Origin of the sequence: Siminovitchia terrae (assembly GCF_003605405.2) — a bacterium.
Lineage (GTDB): Bacteria > Bacillota > Bacilli > Bacillales > Bacillaceae_C > Siminovitchia > Siminovitchia terrae.
On sequence record NZ_QYTW02000003.1, the window covers coordinates 216705 to 233332 of the forward strand.

General features: G+C 43.2%; 18 protein-coding genes. All 18 read right to left on the bottom strand.

The features are described from left to right. Window positions 1–12 precede the first annotated feature (12 nt). A complete protein-coding gene (gene lepB, locus D5F11_RS05390) occupies window positions 13–552 on the bottom strand; it encodes a signal peptidase I (RefSeq protein WP_120115188.1) in 540 nt (179 codons plus the stop codon). Between the two features lie 198 nt (window positions 553–750). Next, the gene (gene rplS / locus D5F11_RS05395) at window positions 751–1095 is read right to left on the bottom strand and encodes a 50S ribosomal protein L19 (RefSeq protein ID WP_018705160.1); all 345 of its coding nucleotides are present in this window, start codon (window positions 1093–1095) and stop codon (window positions 751–753) included. Between the two features lie 154 nt (window positions 1096–1249). Continuing rightward, window positions 1250–1963: a tRNA (guanosine(37)-N1)-methyltransferase TrmD gene (gene trmD / locus D5F11_RS05400; protein ID WP_120115189.1), complete on the bottom strand. Its 714-nt coding sequence runs from the start codon at window positions 1961–1963 to the stop codon at window positions 1250–1252. After that, window positions 1960–2478 carry a ribosome maturation factor RimM gene (gene rimM / locus D5F11_RS05405; protein WP_120115190.1) on the bottom strand — a complete coding sequence of 173 codons (519 nt, stop codon included), beginning with the start codon at window positions 2476–2478 and terminating at the stop codon, window positions 1960–1962. The genes trmD and rimM overlap by 4 nt, the downstream gene beginning before the upstream one ends. A 3-nt stretch (window positions 2479–2481) precedes the next feature. Beyond that, window positions 2482–2874, bottom strand: a complete 393-nt coding sequence (locus D5F11_RS05410) for a YlqD family protein (protein WP_120115191.1) — start codon at window positions 2872–2874, stop codon at window positions 2482–2484. 130 nt (window positions 2875–3004) lie between these two features. Further along, window positions 3005–3238, bottom strand: a complete 234-nt coding sequence (locus tag D5F11_RS05415) for a KH domain-containing protein (RefSeq protein ID WP_120115316.1) — start codon at window positions 3236–3238, stop codon at window positions 3005–3007. An 11-nt stretch (window positions 3239–3249) separates the two neighbouring features. Further along, on the bottom strand, window positions 3250–3522 hold the full coding sequence (gene rpsP / locus D5F11_RS05420) for a 30S ribosomal protein S16 (RefSeq protein WP_120115192.1): 273 nt from the start codon (window positions 3520–3522) through the stop codon (window positions 3250–3252). A 141-nt stretch (window positions 3523–3663) separates the two neighbouring features. Then, window positions 3664–5007 carry a signal recognition particle protein gene (gene ffh / locus D5F11_RS05425; RefSeq protein WP_120115193.1) on the bottom strand — a complete coding sequence of 448 codons (1344 nt, stop codon included), beginning with the start codon at window positions 5005–5007 and terminating at the stop codon, window positions 3664–3666. Between the two features lie 13 nt (window positions 5008–5020). Then, the gene (locus D5F11_RS05430; protein WP_120115194.1) at window positions 5021–5353 is read right to left on the bottom strand and encodes a putative DNA-binding protein; all 333 of its coding nucleotides are present in this window, start codon (window positions 5351–5353) and stop codon (window positions 5021–5023) included. Window positions 5354–5446: 93 nt separating this feature from the next. After that, a complete protein-coding gene (gene ftsY, locus D5F11_RS05435) occupies window positions 5447–6436 on the bottom strand; it encodes a signal recognition particle-docking protein FtsY (RefSeq protein ID WP_120115195.1) in 990 nt (329 codons plus the stop codon). Window positions 6437–6453: 17 nt separating this feature from the next. After that, window positions 6454–10020: a chromosome segregation protein SMC gene (gene smc / locus D5F11_RS05440; RefSeq protein ID WP_120115196.1), complete on the bottom strand. Its 3567-nt coding sequence runs from the start codon at window positions 10018–10020 to the stop codon at window positions 6454–6456. 29 nt (window positions 10021–10049) lie between these two features. Beyond that, a complete protein-coding gene (rnc, locus tag D5F11_RS05445; protein ID WP_120115197.1) occupies window positions 10050–10781 on the bottom strand; it encodes a ribonuclease III in 732 nt (243 codons plus the stop codon). A 78-nt stretch (window positions 10782–10859) separates the two neighbouring features. Then, complete coding sequence (gene acpP / locus D5F11_RS05450) at window positions 10860–11093, bottom strand: acyl carrier protein (RefSeq protein WP_120115198.1); 234 nt, start codon at window positions 11091–11093, stop codon at window positions 10860–10862. 64 nt (window positions 11094–11157) lie between these two features. Then, on the bottom strand, window positions 11158–11901 hold the full coding sequence (gene fabG / locus D5F11_RS05455) for a 3-oxoacyl-[acyl-carrier-protein] reductase (RefSeq protein WP_120115199.1): 744 nt from the start codon (window positions 11899–11901) through the stop codon (window positions 11158–11160). A 1-nt stretch (window position 11902) separates the two neighbouring features. Further along, entirely contained in the window at window positions 11903–12844 is a 942-nt protein-coding gene (gene fabD / locus D5F11_RS05460) for an ACP S-malonyltransferase (protein ID WP_120115200.1), read from the bottom strand. Between the two features lie 15 nt (window positions 12845–12859). Then, complete coding sequence (plsX, locus tag D5F11_RS05465) at window positions 12860–13849, bottom strand: phosphate acyltransferase PlsX (protein WP_120115201.1); 990 nt, start codon at window positions 13847–13849, stop codon at window positions 12860–12862. A gap of 68 nt (window positions 13850–13917) precedes the next feature. Further along, window positions 13918–14481, bottom strand: a complete 564-nt coding sequence (fapR, locus tag D5F11_RS05470; RefSeq protein WP_120115202.1) for a transcription factor FapR — start codon at window positions 14479–14481, stop codon at window positions 13918–13920. Window positions 14482–14578: 97 nt separating this feature from the next. Beyond that, complete coding sequence (gene recG, locus D5F11_RS05475; protein ID WP_120115317.1) at window positions 14579–16627, bottom strand: ATP-dependent DNA helicase RecG; 2049 nt, start codon at window positions 16625–16627, stop codon at window positions 14579–14581. Between the last annotated feature and the right edge of the window lies 1 nt (window position 16628).

Genomic DNA, 16628 nt, shown 5'->3' on the forward strand with positions numbered 1-16628 from the left:
GTTCCTCCATCATCACTTAACAATTCTTATATCTTTAATCGGCCAATAGACGATGCTTGTATCTCCTATGACCTTGTCCATAGAAATGGTTCCTATATGGCGGCTATCTTTGCTTGAGCGCCTGTTGTCACCCATGACGAAAAGTTCGCCTTCCGGAACGGTCTTTTGGCCTGTGATTTCTTCCAAGGTGAAATCTTCAGTAAGGGGCCCTTCAGGTGTTTGCTCTTTATAGGTTTCCAAATAGGGCTCGTTATATGCCTTACCATTTACATAGAGAGTATCACCTACATATTCGACTGTGTCGCCTGGAAGGCCGATGACCCGTTTGATATAATCTTTCTGCTCAGGAGCATGGAAAACGATGATATCAAACCTATCTGGCTTGCTAAGCTTATTTACAATCATCCGGTCCCCGTTATGCAAGGTTGGCATCATCGAAAAACCATCTACCACAATCGGGGTAAAAAGCGCGTATCGAATAAGCGCAGCCAATCCTACAGCGATAAGCAAGGCCTTTGTCCATTCCCAGAGCTCGTTTTTCTCCTTTGCCACATTGTCACCATCCAATCATGTACTGTAGAAGTCTACAAAAACTGTAACAATATTATTGTACAGTATATTATGCCGTAAAAACACTGTAAACTTGCTGCCAAGAGAAATAGAAAAAGGAGCTTGAACCCAAGCCCCTTTTTAGTAACGGATTTACTTATAATTCGCAAGGTTTTCTTCCGTCCAGAAACCAAGCGTAAATTAACGAATTTCTTTAATACGAGCTGCTTTACCGCGTAGTTTACGCAAGTAGTAAAGTTTCGCACGGCGAACTTTACCGCGACGCACGACATCGATTTTAGCAATCCTTGGCGTATGAAGAGGGAAAGTACGCTCAACACCAACTCCGTAAGAAATTTTGCGGACAGTGAAAGTTTCGCTGATTCCGCCTCCACGGCGTTTGATGACTACACCTTCAAACAACTGGATACGCTCACGTGTACCCTCGACAACTTTCACGTGGACACGAACTGTGTCACCTGCGCGAAATGCTGGAAGATCTGTACGCAATTGCTCTTTAGTCACTTCTTCAATTAATTTGTGCATCGTATTCATCTCCTTCCAACCGATGCTCTTACAAAACATTTCGTTGCAGCGGAACACCGTAGTTACAGACGGACAATCTTAATTGTCACAGTCACAAAGGTAATAATACCACATCGAAGGCGTATTTACAATTAATTTTTGAAGCAGTTTTCTATCATTCTGGCCGTTCTTTTTCCTCTTGGGCATGAATGTATTTTTCATAGAGATCCGGCCGGCGTTCTTTTGTCCTTTTCAAAGATTCGTTCAACCGCCACTCTTCAATTTTACTATGGTTGCCGGATAACAATACGTCTGGAACCTTCATTCCTCGAAAATCTGCTGGCCTTGTATAATGGGGATGTTCCAGCAAGCCAGTGGAAAAAGAATCTTCCACAGCCGAATTTTCATTCCCCAATACTCCCGGCAGTAGCCGCACAACAGAATCAATGATGACCATCGCAGCCAATTCCCCGCCTGTCAAAACAAAATCTCCGATGGAAATTTCGTCCGTGACGATCTGTTCCCTTATCCGTTCATCATACCCTTCATAATGCCCGCATATAAAGATTAAATGATCCTCTTTCGCCAGTTCCTCCGCTTTCCTTTGGTTGAAACGCTCACCCTGCGGACACAACAAAATGACGCGTGATTCCCCACTTTCTTTATTCACATGGGATACCGCGTCAAAGATCGGCTGGGGTTTGAGCACCATGCCTGCTCCACCACCGTATGGATAGTCATCGACGGTTTTATGTTTATTTGTGGAAAAATCACGGAAATTCGTAAGATGATAGGCAACTGAATTTTTTTCAGCAGCTTTTTTTAAAATGGAAGACCCTAATACTCCTGTAAACATCTCAGGGAAAAGAGTCAATATGTCGATCCTCATGACAATAAACCCTCCATAGGATCTATGATGATCTTTTTATCTTCAATGGATACCTCTTTTACAACATCAGGAATATAAGGAATCAATATATCCTTACCATTGCTGCCGCCAACAACCCATACATCGTTTGCTCCAGGAGTCAAAATTTCTTTTACAGCCCCAATTTCTTCTCCCTGCTCAGTAACAACATGGCAGCCAATAATTTCATAGAAATAATATTCTCCTTCAGAAAGCTCGGTCAACTGATCTTCTTTTATTTTTAATATGGTATTTTTCCATTTCTCAACATCATTGATATTTTCATACCCTTCAAAACTAAGAAGATCAAAGTTCTTATGCTTTCGATGTGTTTTAACTGTTAATGGGGTCGGTTCCTTATGGTTTCCGGGGAATAGATAAAGGGTGCTGCCGGGGGCATATCTTTCATCTGGGAAATCGGTAGAGGAAATGACCCGTACTTCACCACGGATGCCATGTGTATTGACGATTTTCCCAACATTAAACCAATTTTCCATGTTTCACCTCTCCCTGATCTCTGCTATGACTCCGTCTTTGACAATAATCGTTTTTCCATTAATGATATCTTCCCATTGATCTCCGACCTGAATGTCCACCAAAGCCTGGACGTCCTGATCTTTAAGCTCACTTCCATATGGAAGCATCCCAAGCTGTTCAATCTGAAAGTCAATCAACTTAATCTTTTCCTTGCGCAGCTCGATTTCTTTATCAAACTGTGCTTTAAGACCGGAGGCAGAGAATTTCCTTGTTCTTTCAAGTTTTTTCATTTCAAACAACAATTGGTCACACTCTTTTTGAAGCTGTTGTTTCGATTTTGTATATTTGACAGAAAGTTCCTCTCTGCTTTTTTCAGTTAAAACCTGTTTGACGGTGACTGTTTGAATAATTTTCACAATCTCATCCTCCGCCTAGTTTTAATGTTTAAGAAAAGCGCAAGGCGCTTGTAGTTAGACATACCGTAATATCCAATCGAATCAATACTTGCTTTTTTCCTTATAAAAAAAGGGGGTGTTTTCAGCCCCCTTATTCGTCGATCTCTAAAAAAATCCTCTTATGTTGTTTTGATCCTGCTGCAGCGTAGACGACCGTTCTGATGGCTTTAGCCACCCTGCCATGTCTTCCGATCACTTTTCCAATATCATCTTCATGAACGGACAAGTGATAAGTAATACGCTTTTCGCTTTCATCCATCCGTATTTGAACATCTTCAGGATGATCCACAATCGGTTTTACAATCGACATAATTAATTCCTGCATATTTATCACGTTTATTTGCTATTTTTAGCGTTATGATATTTCTCCATGATACCTTGATTGGAGAACAGATTTCTTACTGTATCGGATGGTTTCGCACCATCTTGAAGCCATTTTAAGGCACTTTCTTCGTTGATGTCAACAATCGCAGGCTGAGCGACTGGATTGTATGTGCCTACTTCCTCAATGATTCTTCCGTCACGTGGTGAACGAGAATCTGCAACAACGATACGATAGAAAGGAGATTTCTTTGCTCCTAAACGTTTTAAACGAATTTTAACTGCCATTTTACATAGCACCTCCGAATTGTTTTACACAAATCAGTATAATATCAATCTGTGTTTTGTTTGTAAAGTGTTTTTTCTTAACACATTAAAAATTTACATCGAAACTTGCCTATACGCCTATTAAACAGGCGCTTTTGATGTTTACATAAACGGGAATTTAAATCCCTTCTTTTTGCCTTTTTGCTGCATTCCGCTCATCTGTTTGAGCATTTTCTTCATTTCTTCAAATTGCTTCAACAGCCGGTTGACTTCCTGGATCGTCCTACCGCTTCCTTTGGCGATCCGCCGGCGTCTGCTGGCATTGATAATTTCAGGATTTTCCTTTTCCTCTTTTGTCATGGACCGGATAATCGCTTCAACATGCCCGATTTGCTTTTCATCGACCTGTATATTGTCCAGGCCTTTCATTTTATTGGCACCAGGCATCATTTTGATTAACTCATCCAGTGGTCCCATGTTTTTTACCTGCCCAAGCTGGTCAAGGAAATCATCAAAAGTAAAGGAAGCCGTGCGGAATTTATGTTCCATTTCCTTTGCCTTTTCTTCATCGACGGAAGCCTGCGCTTTCTCAATTAGTGTCAGCACGTCGCCCATTCCGAGTATCCTCGAGGCCATCCTTTCAGGATGAAATGGCTCAAGAGCATCCATTTTTTCTCCCATACCGACAAATTTGATCGGCTTTTGGGCAACTGAACGAATGGATAGAGCGGCTCCCCCACGGGTATCCCCGTCAAGCTTGGTCAAAATAACCCCTGTGATATCAAGCTGCTCATTGAAATTCTCGGCAACATTCACGGCATCCTGCCCAGTCATGGCATCCACAACTAGGAATATTTCATCAGGCTGAGCCAATTCCTTGATATCCCTTAATTCCTGCATCAACTCTTCATCAATATGAAGGCGCCCCGCAGTATCAATGAGAACATAGTCATAATGCTCTTCTTTCGCCTTTTCAATACCCTGGCGAACTATTTCTACCGGACTGACCTTGTCCCCGAGTGAAAAGACAGGCATATTCAGTTGTTTTCCGATTGTTTCAAGCTGCTTGATTGCTGCAGGACGATAAATATCCGCCGCAATAAGAAACGGTTTGCGATTGTAGCTTTTCCGCAGCAGATTGGCAAGCTTGCCTGTCGTTGTCGTTTTACCTGCGCCTTGAAGGCCTGACATCATAATAACGGTCGGTGGACGCTTCGCTACCTCGATTTTACTCTGCTCACCGCCCATGAGCTCTGTGAGCTCTTCCTTAACGACTTTGATGACTTGCTGGCCTGGAGTGAGACTTTTCATCACTTCCTGGCCTACCGCTCTTTCGCTTACTTTTTTCACAAACTGTTTGACTACTTTAAAGTTGACATCCGCTTCCAGCAGTGCAAGACGCACCTCGCGCATCATCTGTTTGACGTCCGCTTCGGTCACCTTTCCTTTGCCGCGGATCTTTTGGATGGTCGTTTGCAAGCGGTCGGCCAATCCTTCAAATGCCATTGATCTCCGCCCCCTAATCCAATTCCTCTAATTCATCCAAATAACGGTTCAGTTTGTCATTGTCATCCGGATTTTCATTCACACCTTGTCTAATCAAAGCGATCAATTTCCCTCGCTCTTCGAATTTCCAGAACAAAGAAAGTTTCTGTTCGTACTCTTCTAACAAAATTTCTGTTCTTTTAAGATTGTCGTATACTGCTTGACGGCTGATTCCGTAGTTTTCGGCAATCTCACCAAGCGAATAATCATCACGGTAGTAAAGGGACATGTAGCTGCGCTGCTTCGAAGTCAACAACGATTGATAAAAATCATACAAATAATTCATTCGCGTTGTTTTCTCAAGCATATTTTAAATCTCCACCTTGTTAAGTCAAAAACCTTTACACTTTTTAAATGATATACTCTTTTTCTTGCCGCGTCAAGGTTAATTCCTTTAAATTCAATCCTCAGCCGTTTCAATGGCATCGGAAAATAGCCCATATACATATTTTTCAGGGTCAAAGACCTGAAGATCGTCCATTTGCTCGCCAAGACCGACAAATTTCACCGGAATGTTCATTTCATTTCTGATTGCCAGTACGATACCGCCCTTCGCTGTTCCGTCTAGTTTGGATAAGACGATCCCACTGACATCTGTCGCTTCTTTGAACGTTTTCGCCTGAATAAGAGCATTTTGTCCTGTCGTAGCATCCAACACAAGGAGGACTTCATGAGGTGCTCCCGGAATTTCACGCTCGATCACTCTTTTTATTTTTTCAAGCTCGTTCATCAGATTGACTTTATTTTGGAGGCGGCCTGCTGTATCACACAGTAGTATATCCACTTTGCGGGACTTGGCAGCCTGCACAGCATCATACATGACAGCAGCAGGGTCTGACCCCTCTGCCTGCTTAATGACATCGACTCCTACACGCTCTCCCCAAACCTCAAGCTGTTCAATTGCACCAGCACGGAAAGTGTCACCTGCAGCAAGCAGTACATTTTTCCCTTCCGTTTTGAATTTATGGGCAAGCTTGCCGATGGTCGTTGTTTTTCCAACCCCGTTCACCCCGACGAACAAAATGACAGTAAGAGTATTTTCCTGAATATTAAGGGTGCTCAGATTCTCTTCCCCAGATTCATAAATTTCTATCAGTTTCTCAGATATAACAGATTGGACATCCGCCGGGTCTTTTATATTTCTTCTCTTCACTTCCGATTTCAGTTCTTCCACAAGTTCCATGACCGTTTCAAACCCGACATCCGCCTGAATCAATATTTCCTCCAGTTCCTCAAAGAAATCTTCATCGATCGTGCGGTAACGGGCAACCAGATCATTGATTTTATTGGAAAAATTATCACGGGTCTTTACAAGCCCTTCTTTAAATTTTTCCGAGATGGAGTCACTGGAAGCTGTGAATTTGTCTTTCAGCTTCTTGAAAAAGCTCATTTGCCTCACCTCAATTGTTATATTTGTGCCATCATCCGCTCTTCTTCCAATTTGACGGATACAAGCTTAGACACACCCGATTCCTGCATAGTGATCCCATATAAGACATCAGCACCCGCCATTGTTCCTTGCCTGTGGGTAATCACGATGAACTGGGTGTTTTCACTGAATTTCTTCAAATATTCGCTGAAACGAATGACATTTGCCTCATCAAGGGCTGCTTCAACCTCATCCAATACGCAAAAAGGCACCGGCCGTACTTTTAAGATTGAAAACAACAATGCGATTGCAGTAAAAGATCTTTCTCCACCTGACAGCAAGCTTAAATTTTGCAGCTTCTTACCCGGCGGCTGTGCAATGATGTCAACACCTGTATGGAGCAAATCATCGGGTTCTGTCAATCTCAGTTCAGCTCTTCCCCCGCCAAACAACGAGGAGAATACACCTTGAAATGCTTGTTGTATGGATTGAAAAGTACTGCCGAATCTCTTTGTCATTTCATCGTCCATTTCATCCATAATTTGGTATAGCGTTTCTTTCGCTTGCATAAGATCCGTCTGCTGTTCGAATAAAAATTGACTTCGACTATTTACTCTTTCATATTCCTCGATTGCCCCTATGTTCACTGTTCCAATCTCTGATATTTCCCTTTTAAGCGCATCCCGTCTTTGTTCCGCTTCAGGCACCTCAAGTGATAAAGAAAACACCTTTTGGGCACGCTCAAATGAGATGGTGAATTCATCTCTCAACGTCTTTATGAGATTCTCCATCTCAAGCTCGAGGCGGTTCCCTTTTAATTCTTCATTTTTTAATTTATCTGCAAATCTTTTTTGCTGCCTCATCAGTTCTTTTAACTCAATTTCTTTGCCAGCGACGGATTCCTGAAGCCGCGCTCTTTCGTTTCGGCTTATTGAAATAGTATGCAGCGTTTCCTCTCTAATCTCCTGAGTTTTTTCTGTTTCTTTCTGGAGCTCAGCCACTTGGCCTAATATATCCTCATTTTCAACCTCAAGAGCCTTCAATTCTTTTTCAGCTGCTTCTCCCTGAAGGCTGGTTTGTTCAATTGAAGAATCGATCCGCTTAAGATTGGATTTTGCCGCAACCAACTGCTCCTCTAACTGGGCAGTTTGTATACTCAATTGATTGATCGCAGTCAAAAGCTGGTCTTTTGAGCTTTGTTGTGAGCTTTTCTCTTCCGTAAGGCCCTTTATTTTTTCTTCCAATAAAAGAATAGACTGTCCCTTGTTTTTTAACTCTGCAGCCATTTTTTCTTTTCGGAGCTTTAATGTTTCACCTTCTGCAGCAATCTCTTTTGTTTCCATCTCGCTGATAGAAAGAAACTCTTGAGTATTTTTCAATGCAATATCCAATCGTGCAGCCTCTGATTGAAGCTCATAAAGCGTGCTTTCCAGCTTTTTCTTTTCCTCCTGACCAAGAGAAACCCGATTTTCGAAATCAGTCATTTTTTGTTTGATGGTATTTACAGCGATTTCAGTGGAAGATATGTCCCGTTCCAAAACAGCCAGCTCTTTTTTGATTTGTTCAAGCTGATTCTTTCTTCCTAGCAGAGAGCTCCTTTTTTGTTTGGAAGCTCCTCCTGTCATGGATCCTCCCGGATTGATGATTTCCCCGGCCAAGGTAACGATACGAAGCCGATATTCAACCAGCTTGGCCAACTCCCCGGCCCCTTTTAAATCTTTTGCAACAACAACATTTCCGAGCAAATACCTGATGACTGATTCATATTTCTTTTCGCACCCTACAAGGTCCGCGGCCGCCCCCAGAAATGAGCTATGGCGACGAAGCCCGGCCTTCTGGCTTGCGCTAAGATACTTCGGTTTTATGACGTTTAAAGGAAGAAATGTAGCTCGTCCCAACCGATTCTTTTTCAAATAATTGATTGCTTCACGTCCGTCGGCTTCAGTTTGGACCACCACATGTTGGACTGCACCGCCGAGGGCCGTTTCTATCCCTGTTTCAAGTTCTTTCGGCACATGGATAAGATCGGCTGCACTTCCTTCGATGCCTTGTAAAAGTGCTCCTTTAGCTTTCAGCACCTCACGTACACCCTGCATGTAGCCAGTATAATCTTCCTCCATAGTCTCAAGACTTTCTTTTCTTGCTTTCATTTGCTGGTTATCACGGTACAATTGAAAGAGCCTTGATTGCTGATGCTCCCTTTGTTCTTTGAGAGAGTCCAATTCCTTTAGAATTTGCTGTTGCTCGTTTTCAAATGCATTAATCCGGTCTCTAAGCTCCCGCAGCTTCTTCTGCTTGTCTTCGATCTTTTTTTCTACGGAAATCTTTTCTTCCTCATATTTCTCTTTATCTGCTGCAAGTCTTTGTAGTTTGATTCCTTGCTGGTCTAATTGCTTTTCAATATACTGAAGCTCATTTTTATCTGAGACATGCTCATTCATAAGATCAACATAGTCACTTTTTAACGATTCAATTGTTTGGTCAAGCGTGTCATCCAACTGAGTCATTTCCCGTTTTTTTTCCGACAACTGTTTGTTAAGTTCATCGGCCACAGTCTGTTTTTGTGAAATGATCTGTTCTGTTTTACTCTTTTCCTTCAACAATTCGTTATTTTTTTCCTGTTCACTCTCGATCTTGTCTTTCAGCACGTCCATATTGCGGATTGCATTCCTGCTTTTTTCCTGAAGCACTTGGCGTCTTCCTTCCAGTTTCTCCAAATGCTCAGAAACCGAAAGCAACTCCTCCTGAAGGCCATTGACCTTCTCATCCAATTCATTTTGGCTTTTTCTTTCTTCATCCGTTGCCATTTCAAGCTTGTGTATTTCATTGGACAGCTTAATTTCTGAATCCGTTTGTGTTTCAAGCTCACCTTTAACTTTTTCCCACTTGGCATACAGACTCTCAATTTCTCGAACAATGAGGGCTCCCTCAACTTGCTTTAGTTCTTTCTGCTTCGCGAGAAATTGCTCAGCCGTTTCCGCCTGTTCTTTCAATACAACAAGCTGGCCATCCAATTCATGAAGGATATCTTGAACGCGATTGAGATTTTCTTCCGTTTCAGCAAGCTTTTCTTCAGTCTTTTTCTTGCGCTGTTTATATTTAAGTACACCTGCTGCCTCTTCAAAAATCGTCCGGCGTTCCTCGGGTTTACTGTTTAAAATTTGGTCCACTTTTCCCTGACTGATGATGGAAAAAGCTTCCCTGCCCAAACCCGAGTCTGTAAACAGTTCAACAATATCCCTCAATCTGCAAGGGTTGTCGTTTATGAAGAATTCACTTTCTCCCGTTCGGAAAACCCGCCTTTTTACACTGACTTCATTATAATCAATGGGCAGCCTTCCTTCCTGGTTATCAAGAATAATGGACACTTCAGCGTAATTCAGGGCTTTTCTTGTATCACTGCCGGCAAAAATGACATCTTCCATCGTCCCACCGCGCAGCGATTTGGCAGATTGTTCTCCAAGAACCCAACGAAGGGCATCAGTGACATTACTTTTTCCGCTGCCATTTGGCCCGACAACTGCAGTCACACCAGGGACAAATTCAAGTTCTGTCTTTTCTGCAAATGACTTGAAACCATAAAGGTTCAACTGTTTGAGGAACAATATTTTTCCTCCTTTTCATTTACCATGTATCACTGTGCATTCAATTTTCCAAGGGCCATTTGCGCAGCGTGCTGCTCAGCCTCTTTCTTGGAGCGGCCTTTTCCCTCACCTAGCACTTCTCCATTTAGAACCACCTGTGACTCAAACAACCGATTATGTGCTGGGCCGTGTTCCTTTAAAATTTGATACTCAAGGGTGCCGGAACCGTCTCTTTGGACAACTTCCTGTAGTTGGCTTTTAAAATCCATCACATGAGAAAAAGCACCTATTTCTACTTTTGGAAAAACAACCTCATCCAAAAATGACTTAGTTTTCTCCAATCCTTGATCAAGGTATAAAGCGCCAATGAATGCTTCGAAGGCGTCCGCAAGCAATGCAGGCCTTTTCCTTCCCCCCGTCATCTCCTCCCCTTTTCCGAGCAGGACGGCTTCACCAAACTCCAGTTCGTTGGCAAAAGTGACAAGAGATGGCTCACAAACAATGGCCGCTCTTAATTTCGTCAATTCTCCTTCGCTCATCATGGGATATTTTTCATATAAAAATTGGGAGACTGTCAATTCCAATACAGCATCACCCAGAAATTCAAGGCGTTCATTGTCTTCATACGGCTTTTTACGATGCTCATTCACATAGGATGAATGTGTAAAAGCTTTCTTTAAAAGTTTTTCATCTGAGAAATGAATGCCTGTACGCTCCTGCAGCTTTTTAAACAGGTGGGCCTCTCTTTCCGCCGCTTTTGCATCTTTTCTTAATTTTCTCATTGTCTATCCACCTTATAAGGTAAAGTTAAAGTAGAAAAAGCCCCGCTGGTAATCAACGGGACATTTAGTTTCCAACGACTAGCTATTGCTTTTTATGTAATTAACCGCGTCGCCGACTGTAGCAATTTTCTCAGCATCTTCATCGGAAATTTCCATATCAAACTCATCTTCCAATTCCATGACAAGTTCTACAACGTCAAGCGAGTCAGCTCCAAGATCATCTTTGAAAGAAGATTCCAATTCAACTTTAGATTCTTCCACTCCAAGACGGTCAACGATAATTTTAGTCACTCTTTCTTGAATATCTGCCATCCGGTTCACCTCCCCTCAAGACATTATAATCGAAACACGGTAAAAATAAAATATTCTTCATCCATTACATGACCATTCCGCCATCAACATGTATGGTCTGGCCGGTAATATAATTGGAATCGTCCGATGCAAGGAATAATACTGTATTGGCAATATCTGAAGCTTGTCCAAACTGAGCAAGAGGAATTTGCTGCAGCATCGCTTCCTTTTGCTCGTCTGTTAATTGGTCCGTCATGTCTGTCGAAATAAATCCAGGTGCAACAGCGTTGACTGTGATGCCGCGAGATGCAAGTTCTCTGGCTGTTGACTTCGTTAAGCCAATTACTCCTGCTTTTGCCGCCACATAGTTTGCCTGTCCAGGGTTTCCGATGACACCTACAATAGATGCAACATTAATAATTCTGCCGCTTCTCTGTTTCATCATCTGCCTTGTGACAGCTTTCGTGCAAAGGAAGACTCCTTTCAAGTTTGTGTCAATCACATCATCCCATTCATTCTCTTTCATTCTCATCAGAAGATTATCCCTGGTGATGCCGGCATTGTTCACAAGAATGTCAAGCCTTCCAAACTTTGCTACTGTATCCTTAATCATCGTTTGCACTGCCTCACTGTCCGACACATTGCACTGATAAGTAATAGCTTCTCTTCCAAGAGCTCTTATTTGTTCTGCCACTTCATTGGCTTTATCGGTACTGCCAGCGTAATTTATAACTACATCGGCTCCTGCTTCCGCCAGCGTAATGGCCGTTGCTCTGCCGATTCCTCTTGAGGCTCCCGTTACGAGTGCTACCTTTCCTTCCAGTTTCATGCTATTCCCCCCTTAATAATTCTATAGCTTCTTGACAGCTTTCCGGATCTTGGACAGAAATTGTTCTAACCTTTCGATCTACCTTTCGCACTAATCCAGACAATACTTTTCCAGGACCAATTTCAACAAATGTATCTACGCCCAAATCAATAAGCTTTTGCACAGAATCTTCCCACAATACCGGGGAATATAGCTGCTCAATCAGCTTTTCCTGGAATGCTTCCTTTGCTGTTTCAGGTGCAGCTGTCACATTAACGACGACAGGGACAGCTGCATCTCGGATGGAAATCTCATTTAAAATGTTGCCGAATTTTTCCGCCGCCGGCTTCATGAGACTTGAATGGAAAGGACCGCTAACTTGCAAAGGCAGGACGCGTTTTGCTCCCTGTTCTTTTGCTTTTTCACCAGCCTTTTGAACTCCTTCCACCGTTCCTGAAATAACAATTTGCCCAGGACAGTTCAGATTGGCCAACTGAACGACGTCCCCTTCTTCGGAAACACTTTCGCAAACCTCCTGAAGAATGCCTCTATCAAGACCCAAAACAGCGGCCATCGTTCCTTTTCCGTCCGGAACGGCTTCCTCCATATATTCGCCGCGTTTATGTACAGCATAAACGGCATCCGCAAAATCGATTGCTCCGCTCGCAACAAGCGCTGTATATTCACCAAGACTGTGACCCGCTGTATAGTCAGGGGTGATGCCTGCTTCTGTCAAGCTTTGCAAAAAGGCAATACTTGTCGTCAAAAGAGCTGGCTGCGTATTGGCCGTTAATGTTAACTTCTCCTGAGGACCTTCAAATATAATAGAAGAGAGCGAATATCCCAGTCGTTCATCTGCCTGATCAAAAATCTTTTTGGCCTTTTCATTCGTATCAGCCGCTTCTTTTCCCATGCCAACGGTCTGTGAGCCTTGGCCTGGAAAGATAAATGCTATTTTCCCCAATGTCCTCTAACCCCTTTATTCTTTTTGTTTGGCAACCGCGGTTTTTATTGTTCCAGCCACATCATTCATCACGATTTCCTTCGTTTGGCGAATGGCATGGTAGACCGCGTTTGCATTGGAGGATCCGTGAGCTTTAACAACTGGAGCCTTCAGCCCGAACAGTGCAGCCCCTCCATACTCCGAATAATCCATTTTATTTTTCAGCTCGATCAAGTCGGATTTAATCAATCCGGCAGCAAGCTTATTTTTAAGACCGCTCATAAATGTTGATTTTAACATTGAAAAGAGGGAAGCAGCCGTCCCTTCTATGGCCTTAAGGACGACATTTCCGGTAAAGCCGTCCGTTACAACAACGTCTGCATGTCCTTCAAGCAATTCCCGCGCTTCAATGTTCCCTACAAAATTAACTTCAGACTCCTCTAGAAGTTCAAATGTTTTTTTCGTTAATTCGTTACCTTTATTGGCCTCAGATCCGATGTTTAACAATGCGACCCTTGGCTTTTCAATATTCCTCACCTTTTCTGCATATATCTGCCCCATGAAAGCATATTGAAGCAGATGCTCAGGCTTTGCATCCGCATTTGCTCCTAAATCAAGCATCAAAAATCCTTTTCCATCAAGAGTTGGAAGGGTGGGCGCCAATGCAGGCCGTTCGATTCCTTTGATTCTGCCAACAATAAATAAACCGGCAGTCATCAGTGCACCTGTATTCCCTGCAGATATGCAGGCATCGGCTTCGCCGTCAGCAACAGCCTGAGCCATTTTCACCATGGACGCTTCCTTCTTCCGGCGCACAGCTCTGACCGGCTCATCCGTTGCGCTAATCACTTCACTCGTATGAACAATCGTTACCCGTTCATTTGACTGAAGATGCTGCTTTATCTGTTCCTCATCACCATATAAAATAAATTCAATATTAGAAAAATCCTGGACTGCCTTGTTTACGCCGAGAATAATCTCTTTTGGCGCGTGATCGCCGCCCATGGCATCAATTGCTATTTTCATCACTATCTCCCTTTTTCTCAAAACTAAGGCAGGGAATATTTTATTCAATACAAGATGCTGGGCCGTTCTTATTCACTGGAACGATACATTTCAAATTCTCCCCTGAATACCAGTTCCCCGCCTACAAAGCTCTCAACATCCACGATTGTGCGTTTATCGTTTTTTTTATAAGGGCGCACCTTCGCTTTTGCCACTACCCTCTCCCCCACTTTTACAGACCGGTTAAAATGGATTTTTGCTCTAACGGTTAAAGCAAGCTCCTCATTAATCACCGCAACTGCAAGTGAGTTAGCTTGGGCAAACAAATGGTGGCCACGAGCGATGGAATTGCGGGTAAAAACATGCTCCTCCCGGACATCAAATATGGAAATCGCATTTTGATCCAGGTTGAGGTCTATCACTTCTCCGATCACTTCACTCATCGGAAGTGATTTCACCTCATTCTCCACATGTTTTTCTGCCACAGTTTTTATTCTTTCCCTCAATTCGGGTATTGCCAACTCCATACGATCCAGCCTGATTGTCTGCACGCTCACCATAAACTTTTCGGCGAGCTCCTCATCCGTAACAAAAGGGTTGGCCTCTATCGTCTCTATGAGCAATCTCTGTCTTTCCTTTTTCGAAGGCTTCATTTGATTCACATCATTTCCCGATATTAAGACTTGGTACTAATAGTAGTATATAAAATGCTCTGCCAGCTTGCAACTATTAAATCGGCAGCTATACTACTTAGTCAAGTTTTTCTTCGGACAGAGCTCCCGACTCTTCCAAATGGTTTCTTAACGAGGAAAATTGCTCATCTTTCCAAAAAGACTCGGATTTTATCAGCTCCACCGCATCATTTCTTGCGATCTCTAAGACACGGTAATCGTGAACCATATCAGCCACTTTAAATTCCGGAAGACCGCTTTGTTTTTTTCCAAAAAAATCACCCGGGCCCCTCAATTCCAGATCACGCTCACTTAAAACAAATCCGTCATTTGTTTCAGTCATGATCTGCATTCTTTCTTTCCCAATTTCCGTTTTCGGATCCGCAAGCAAGATACAATAAGATTGGCTACTTCCCCTTCCAACCCGGCCACGCAGTTGATGAAGCTGAGCCAATCCGAATCTTTCCGCATCATAAATCATCATAAACGTCGCGTTCGGCACATTCACTCCAACTTCCACTACAGTTGTAGACACGAGCAGCTGAATCTCATTTTTGCTGAATGCTTTCATGACATCATCTTTTTCGGCTGCAGGCAGACGACCATGCATCAGGCCTGTCTTAAAACGGCCTTTGAAATGATTGGACAGCATATCATAAACATCAATGGCATTTTGGACATCCAGTTTGTCGCTCTCCTCAATTAATGGACAGATGACGTAGGCCTGCCTTCCTTCACGAAGTTCTTTCTCCATGAAATCTAATACCCGATCCAGCATGTCATGCTTGGCCCAATACGTTTCAATCGGCTTTCTTCCTTTTGGAAGCTCGTCAATAATTGAAACATCCATTTCCCCGAACACTGTAATAGCTAATGTCCGAGGAATAGGCGTGGCTGTCATGAACAAGACATCCGGGCTTTCTCCCTTCTCCTTTAAGACTCGGCGCTGCTCCACGCCAAAGCGGTGCTGCTCATCCGTAATAACAAGGCCAAGATGATGGAAGTCTACATCTTCCTGTATCAAGGAGTGAGTACCGATCATGATATCTATTTCACCGTCCCGAAGACGATTTAATATGTCTTCTCTCTTTTTCCCTTTTACAGAGCTTGTCAGAAGTTCAATCGATAAATCCGTATGGGAAAAAATATTTTGAAGCGACTCCACATGCTGTTCTGCCAATATCTCAGTCGGCACCATGAGGGCCCCCTGGTAACCAGCAGTTACACTGGCAAAGAGCGCCACGGCGGCAACAACTGTTTTACCTGAACCGACATCTCCCTGGAGCAGCCGGTTCATTTTATAAGGGGATTTCAGATCAAAACAAATTTCATTCACTGCTTTTTTCTGAGCATTCGTAAGGGAGAAAGGAAGGGAAGATAGAAAGGTTTTCAGTTTGTGAATGTCGTAGTTTTGCCCGACACCCCGGGTACCTTCTCTCCTCTTCCTGCGAAGAGCTTGCATTTTCAGTTGGAATAAAAGAAATTCCTCGTACACGAAACGTCTGCGCCCCTGTTTCATTTCGGTTCCCGATTCCGGGAAATGCATAAACTTCAATGCATCAGCAATGCCAGCTAGCTTGTATTTTTCCAAAAAAGATGTAGGAAGGGGTTCCTCAATGTAGCCGTTGAAAGTTTCAAACCCCTCTTTAATAAAGCGGCGCAAAGCTTTCACCGTTAATTGGCCTTTTACAGCATATACCGGCTGAAAATCCTGAACTCCTTCATGGGGGCCGAGCACTACCTCATTGCAAGTGATGGTTTGGCGGTGTTTATCCCATTTCCCGGTAACAGTGATCGTACTTTGCAGCTGCAGCTTCCCTTTCAGGTAGCCGCGATTAAACATGACCGCTTTCACTAAATATCTTCCAACAAGCAGACGTACAGTCAGCCGATTACGTTTCCTTCCATAATAGACAAGGGAAGGTTCACTATGAACCTTCCCTTCAATCGTAATGCGCTCATCATGTTCTACCTCGGACAGATCACGCAGCCTCATGTCATCATATCGATAAGGAAGATAGTACAGTAAATCGCGGATTGTATGAATACCCAGGTCTGCTAGCTGAGCGGCGGTCTCATCGCCTATTCCTTTTAAAACTGTCACATCTTGATCCAATGGATTATTCATG

Coding starts and splice junctions, on each gene's coding strand:
- rplS (WP_018705160.1), bottom strand. CDS start 1,095: ATGCACAAATTAATTGAAGAAGTGACTAAAGAGCAATTGCGTACAGAT.
- trmD (WP_120115189.1), bottom strand. CDS start 1,963: ATGAGGATCGACATATTGACTCTTTTCCCTGAGATGTTTACAGGAGTA.
- rimM (WP_120115190.1), bottom strand. CDS start 2,478: ATGGAAAATTGGTTTAATGTTGGGAAAATCGTCAATACACATGGCATC.
- D5F11_RS05415 (WP_120115316.1), bottom strand. CDS start 3,238: ATGCAGGAATTAATTATGTCGATTGTAAAACCGATTGTGGATCATCCT.
- rpsP (WP_120115192.1), bottom strand. CDS start 3,522: ATGGCAGTTAAAATTCGTTTAAAACGTTTAGGAGCAAAGAAATCTCCT.
- ffh (WP_120115193.1), bottom strand. CDS start 5,007: ATGGCATTTGAAGGATTGGCCGACCGCTTGCAAACGACCATCCAAAAG.
- D5F11_RS05430 (WP_120115194.1), bottom strand. CDS start 5,353: ATGCTTGAGAAAACAACGCGAATGAATTATTTGTATGATTTTTATCAA.
- ftsY (WP_120115195.1), bottom strand. CDS start 6,436: ATGAGCTTTTTCAAGAAGCTGAAAGACAAATTCACAGCTTCCAGTGAC.
- rnc (WP_120115197.1), bottom strand. CDS start 10,781: ATGAGAAAATTAAGAAAAGATGCAAAAGCGGCGGAAAGAGAGGCCCAC.
- acpP (WP_120115198.1), bottom strand. CDS start 11,093: ATGGCAGATATTCAAGAAAGAGTGACTAAAATTATCGTTGACCGTCTT.
- fabG (WP_120115199.1), bottom strand. CDS start 11,901: ATGAAACTGGAAGGAAAGGTAGCACTCGTAACGGGAGCCTCAAGAGGA.
- plsX (WP_120115201.1), bottom strand. CDS start 13,849: ATGAAAATAGCAATTGATGCCATGGGCGGCGATCACGCGCCAAAAGAG.
- fapR (WP_120115202.1), bottom strand. CDS start 14,481: ATGAAGCCTTCGAAAAAGGAAAGACAGAGATTGCTCATAGAGACGATA.
- recG (WP_120115317.1), bottom strand. CDS start 16,627: ATGAATAATCCATTGGATCAAGATGTGACAGTTTTAAAAGGAATAGGC.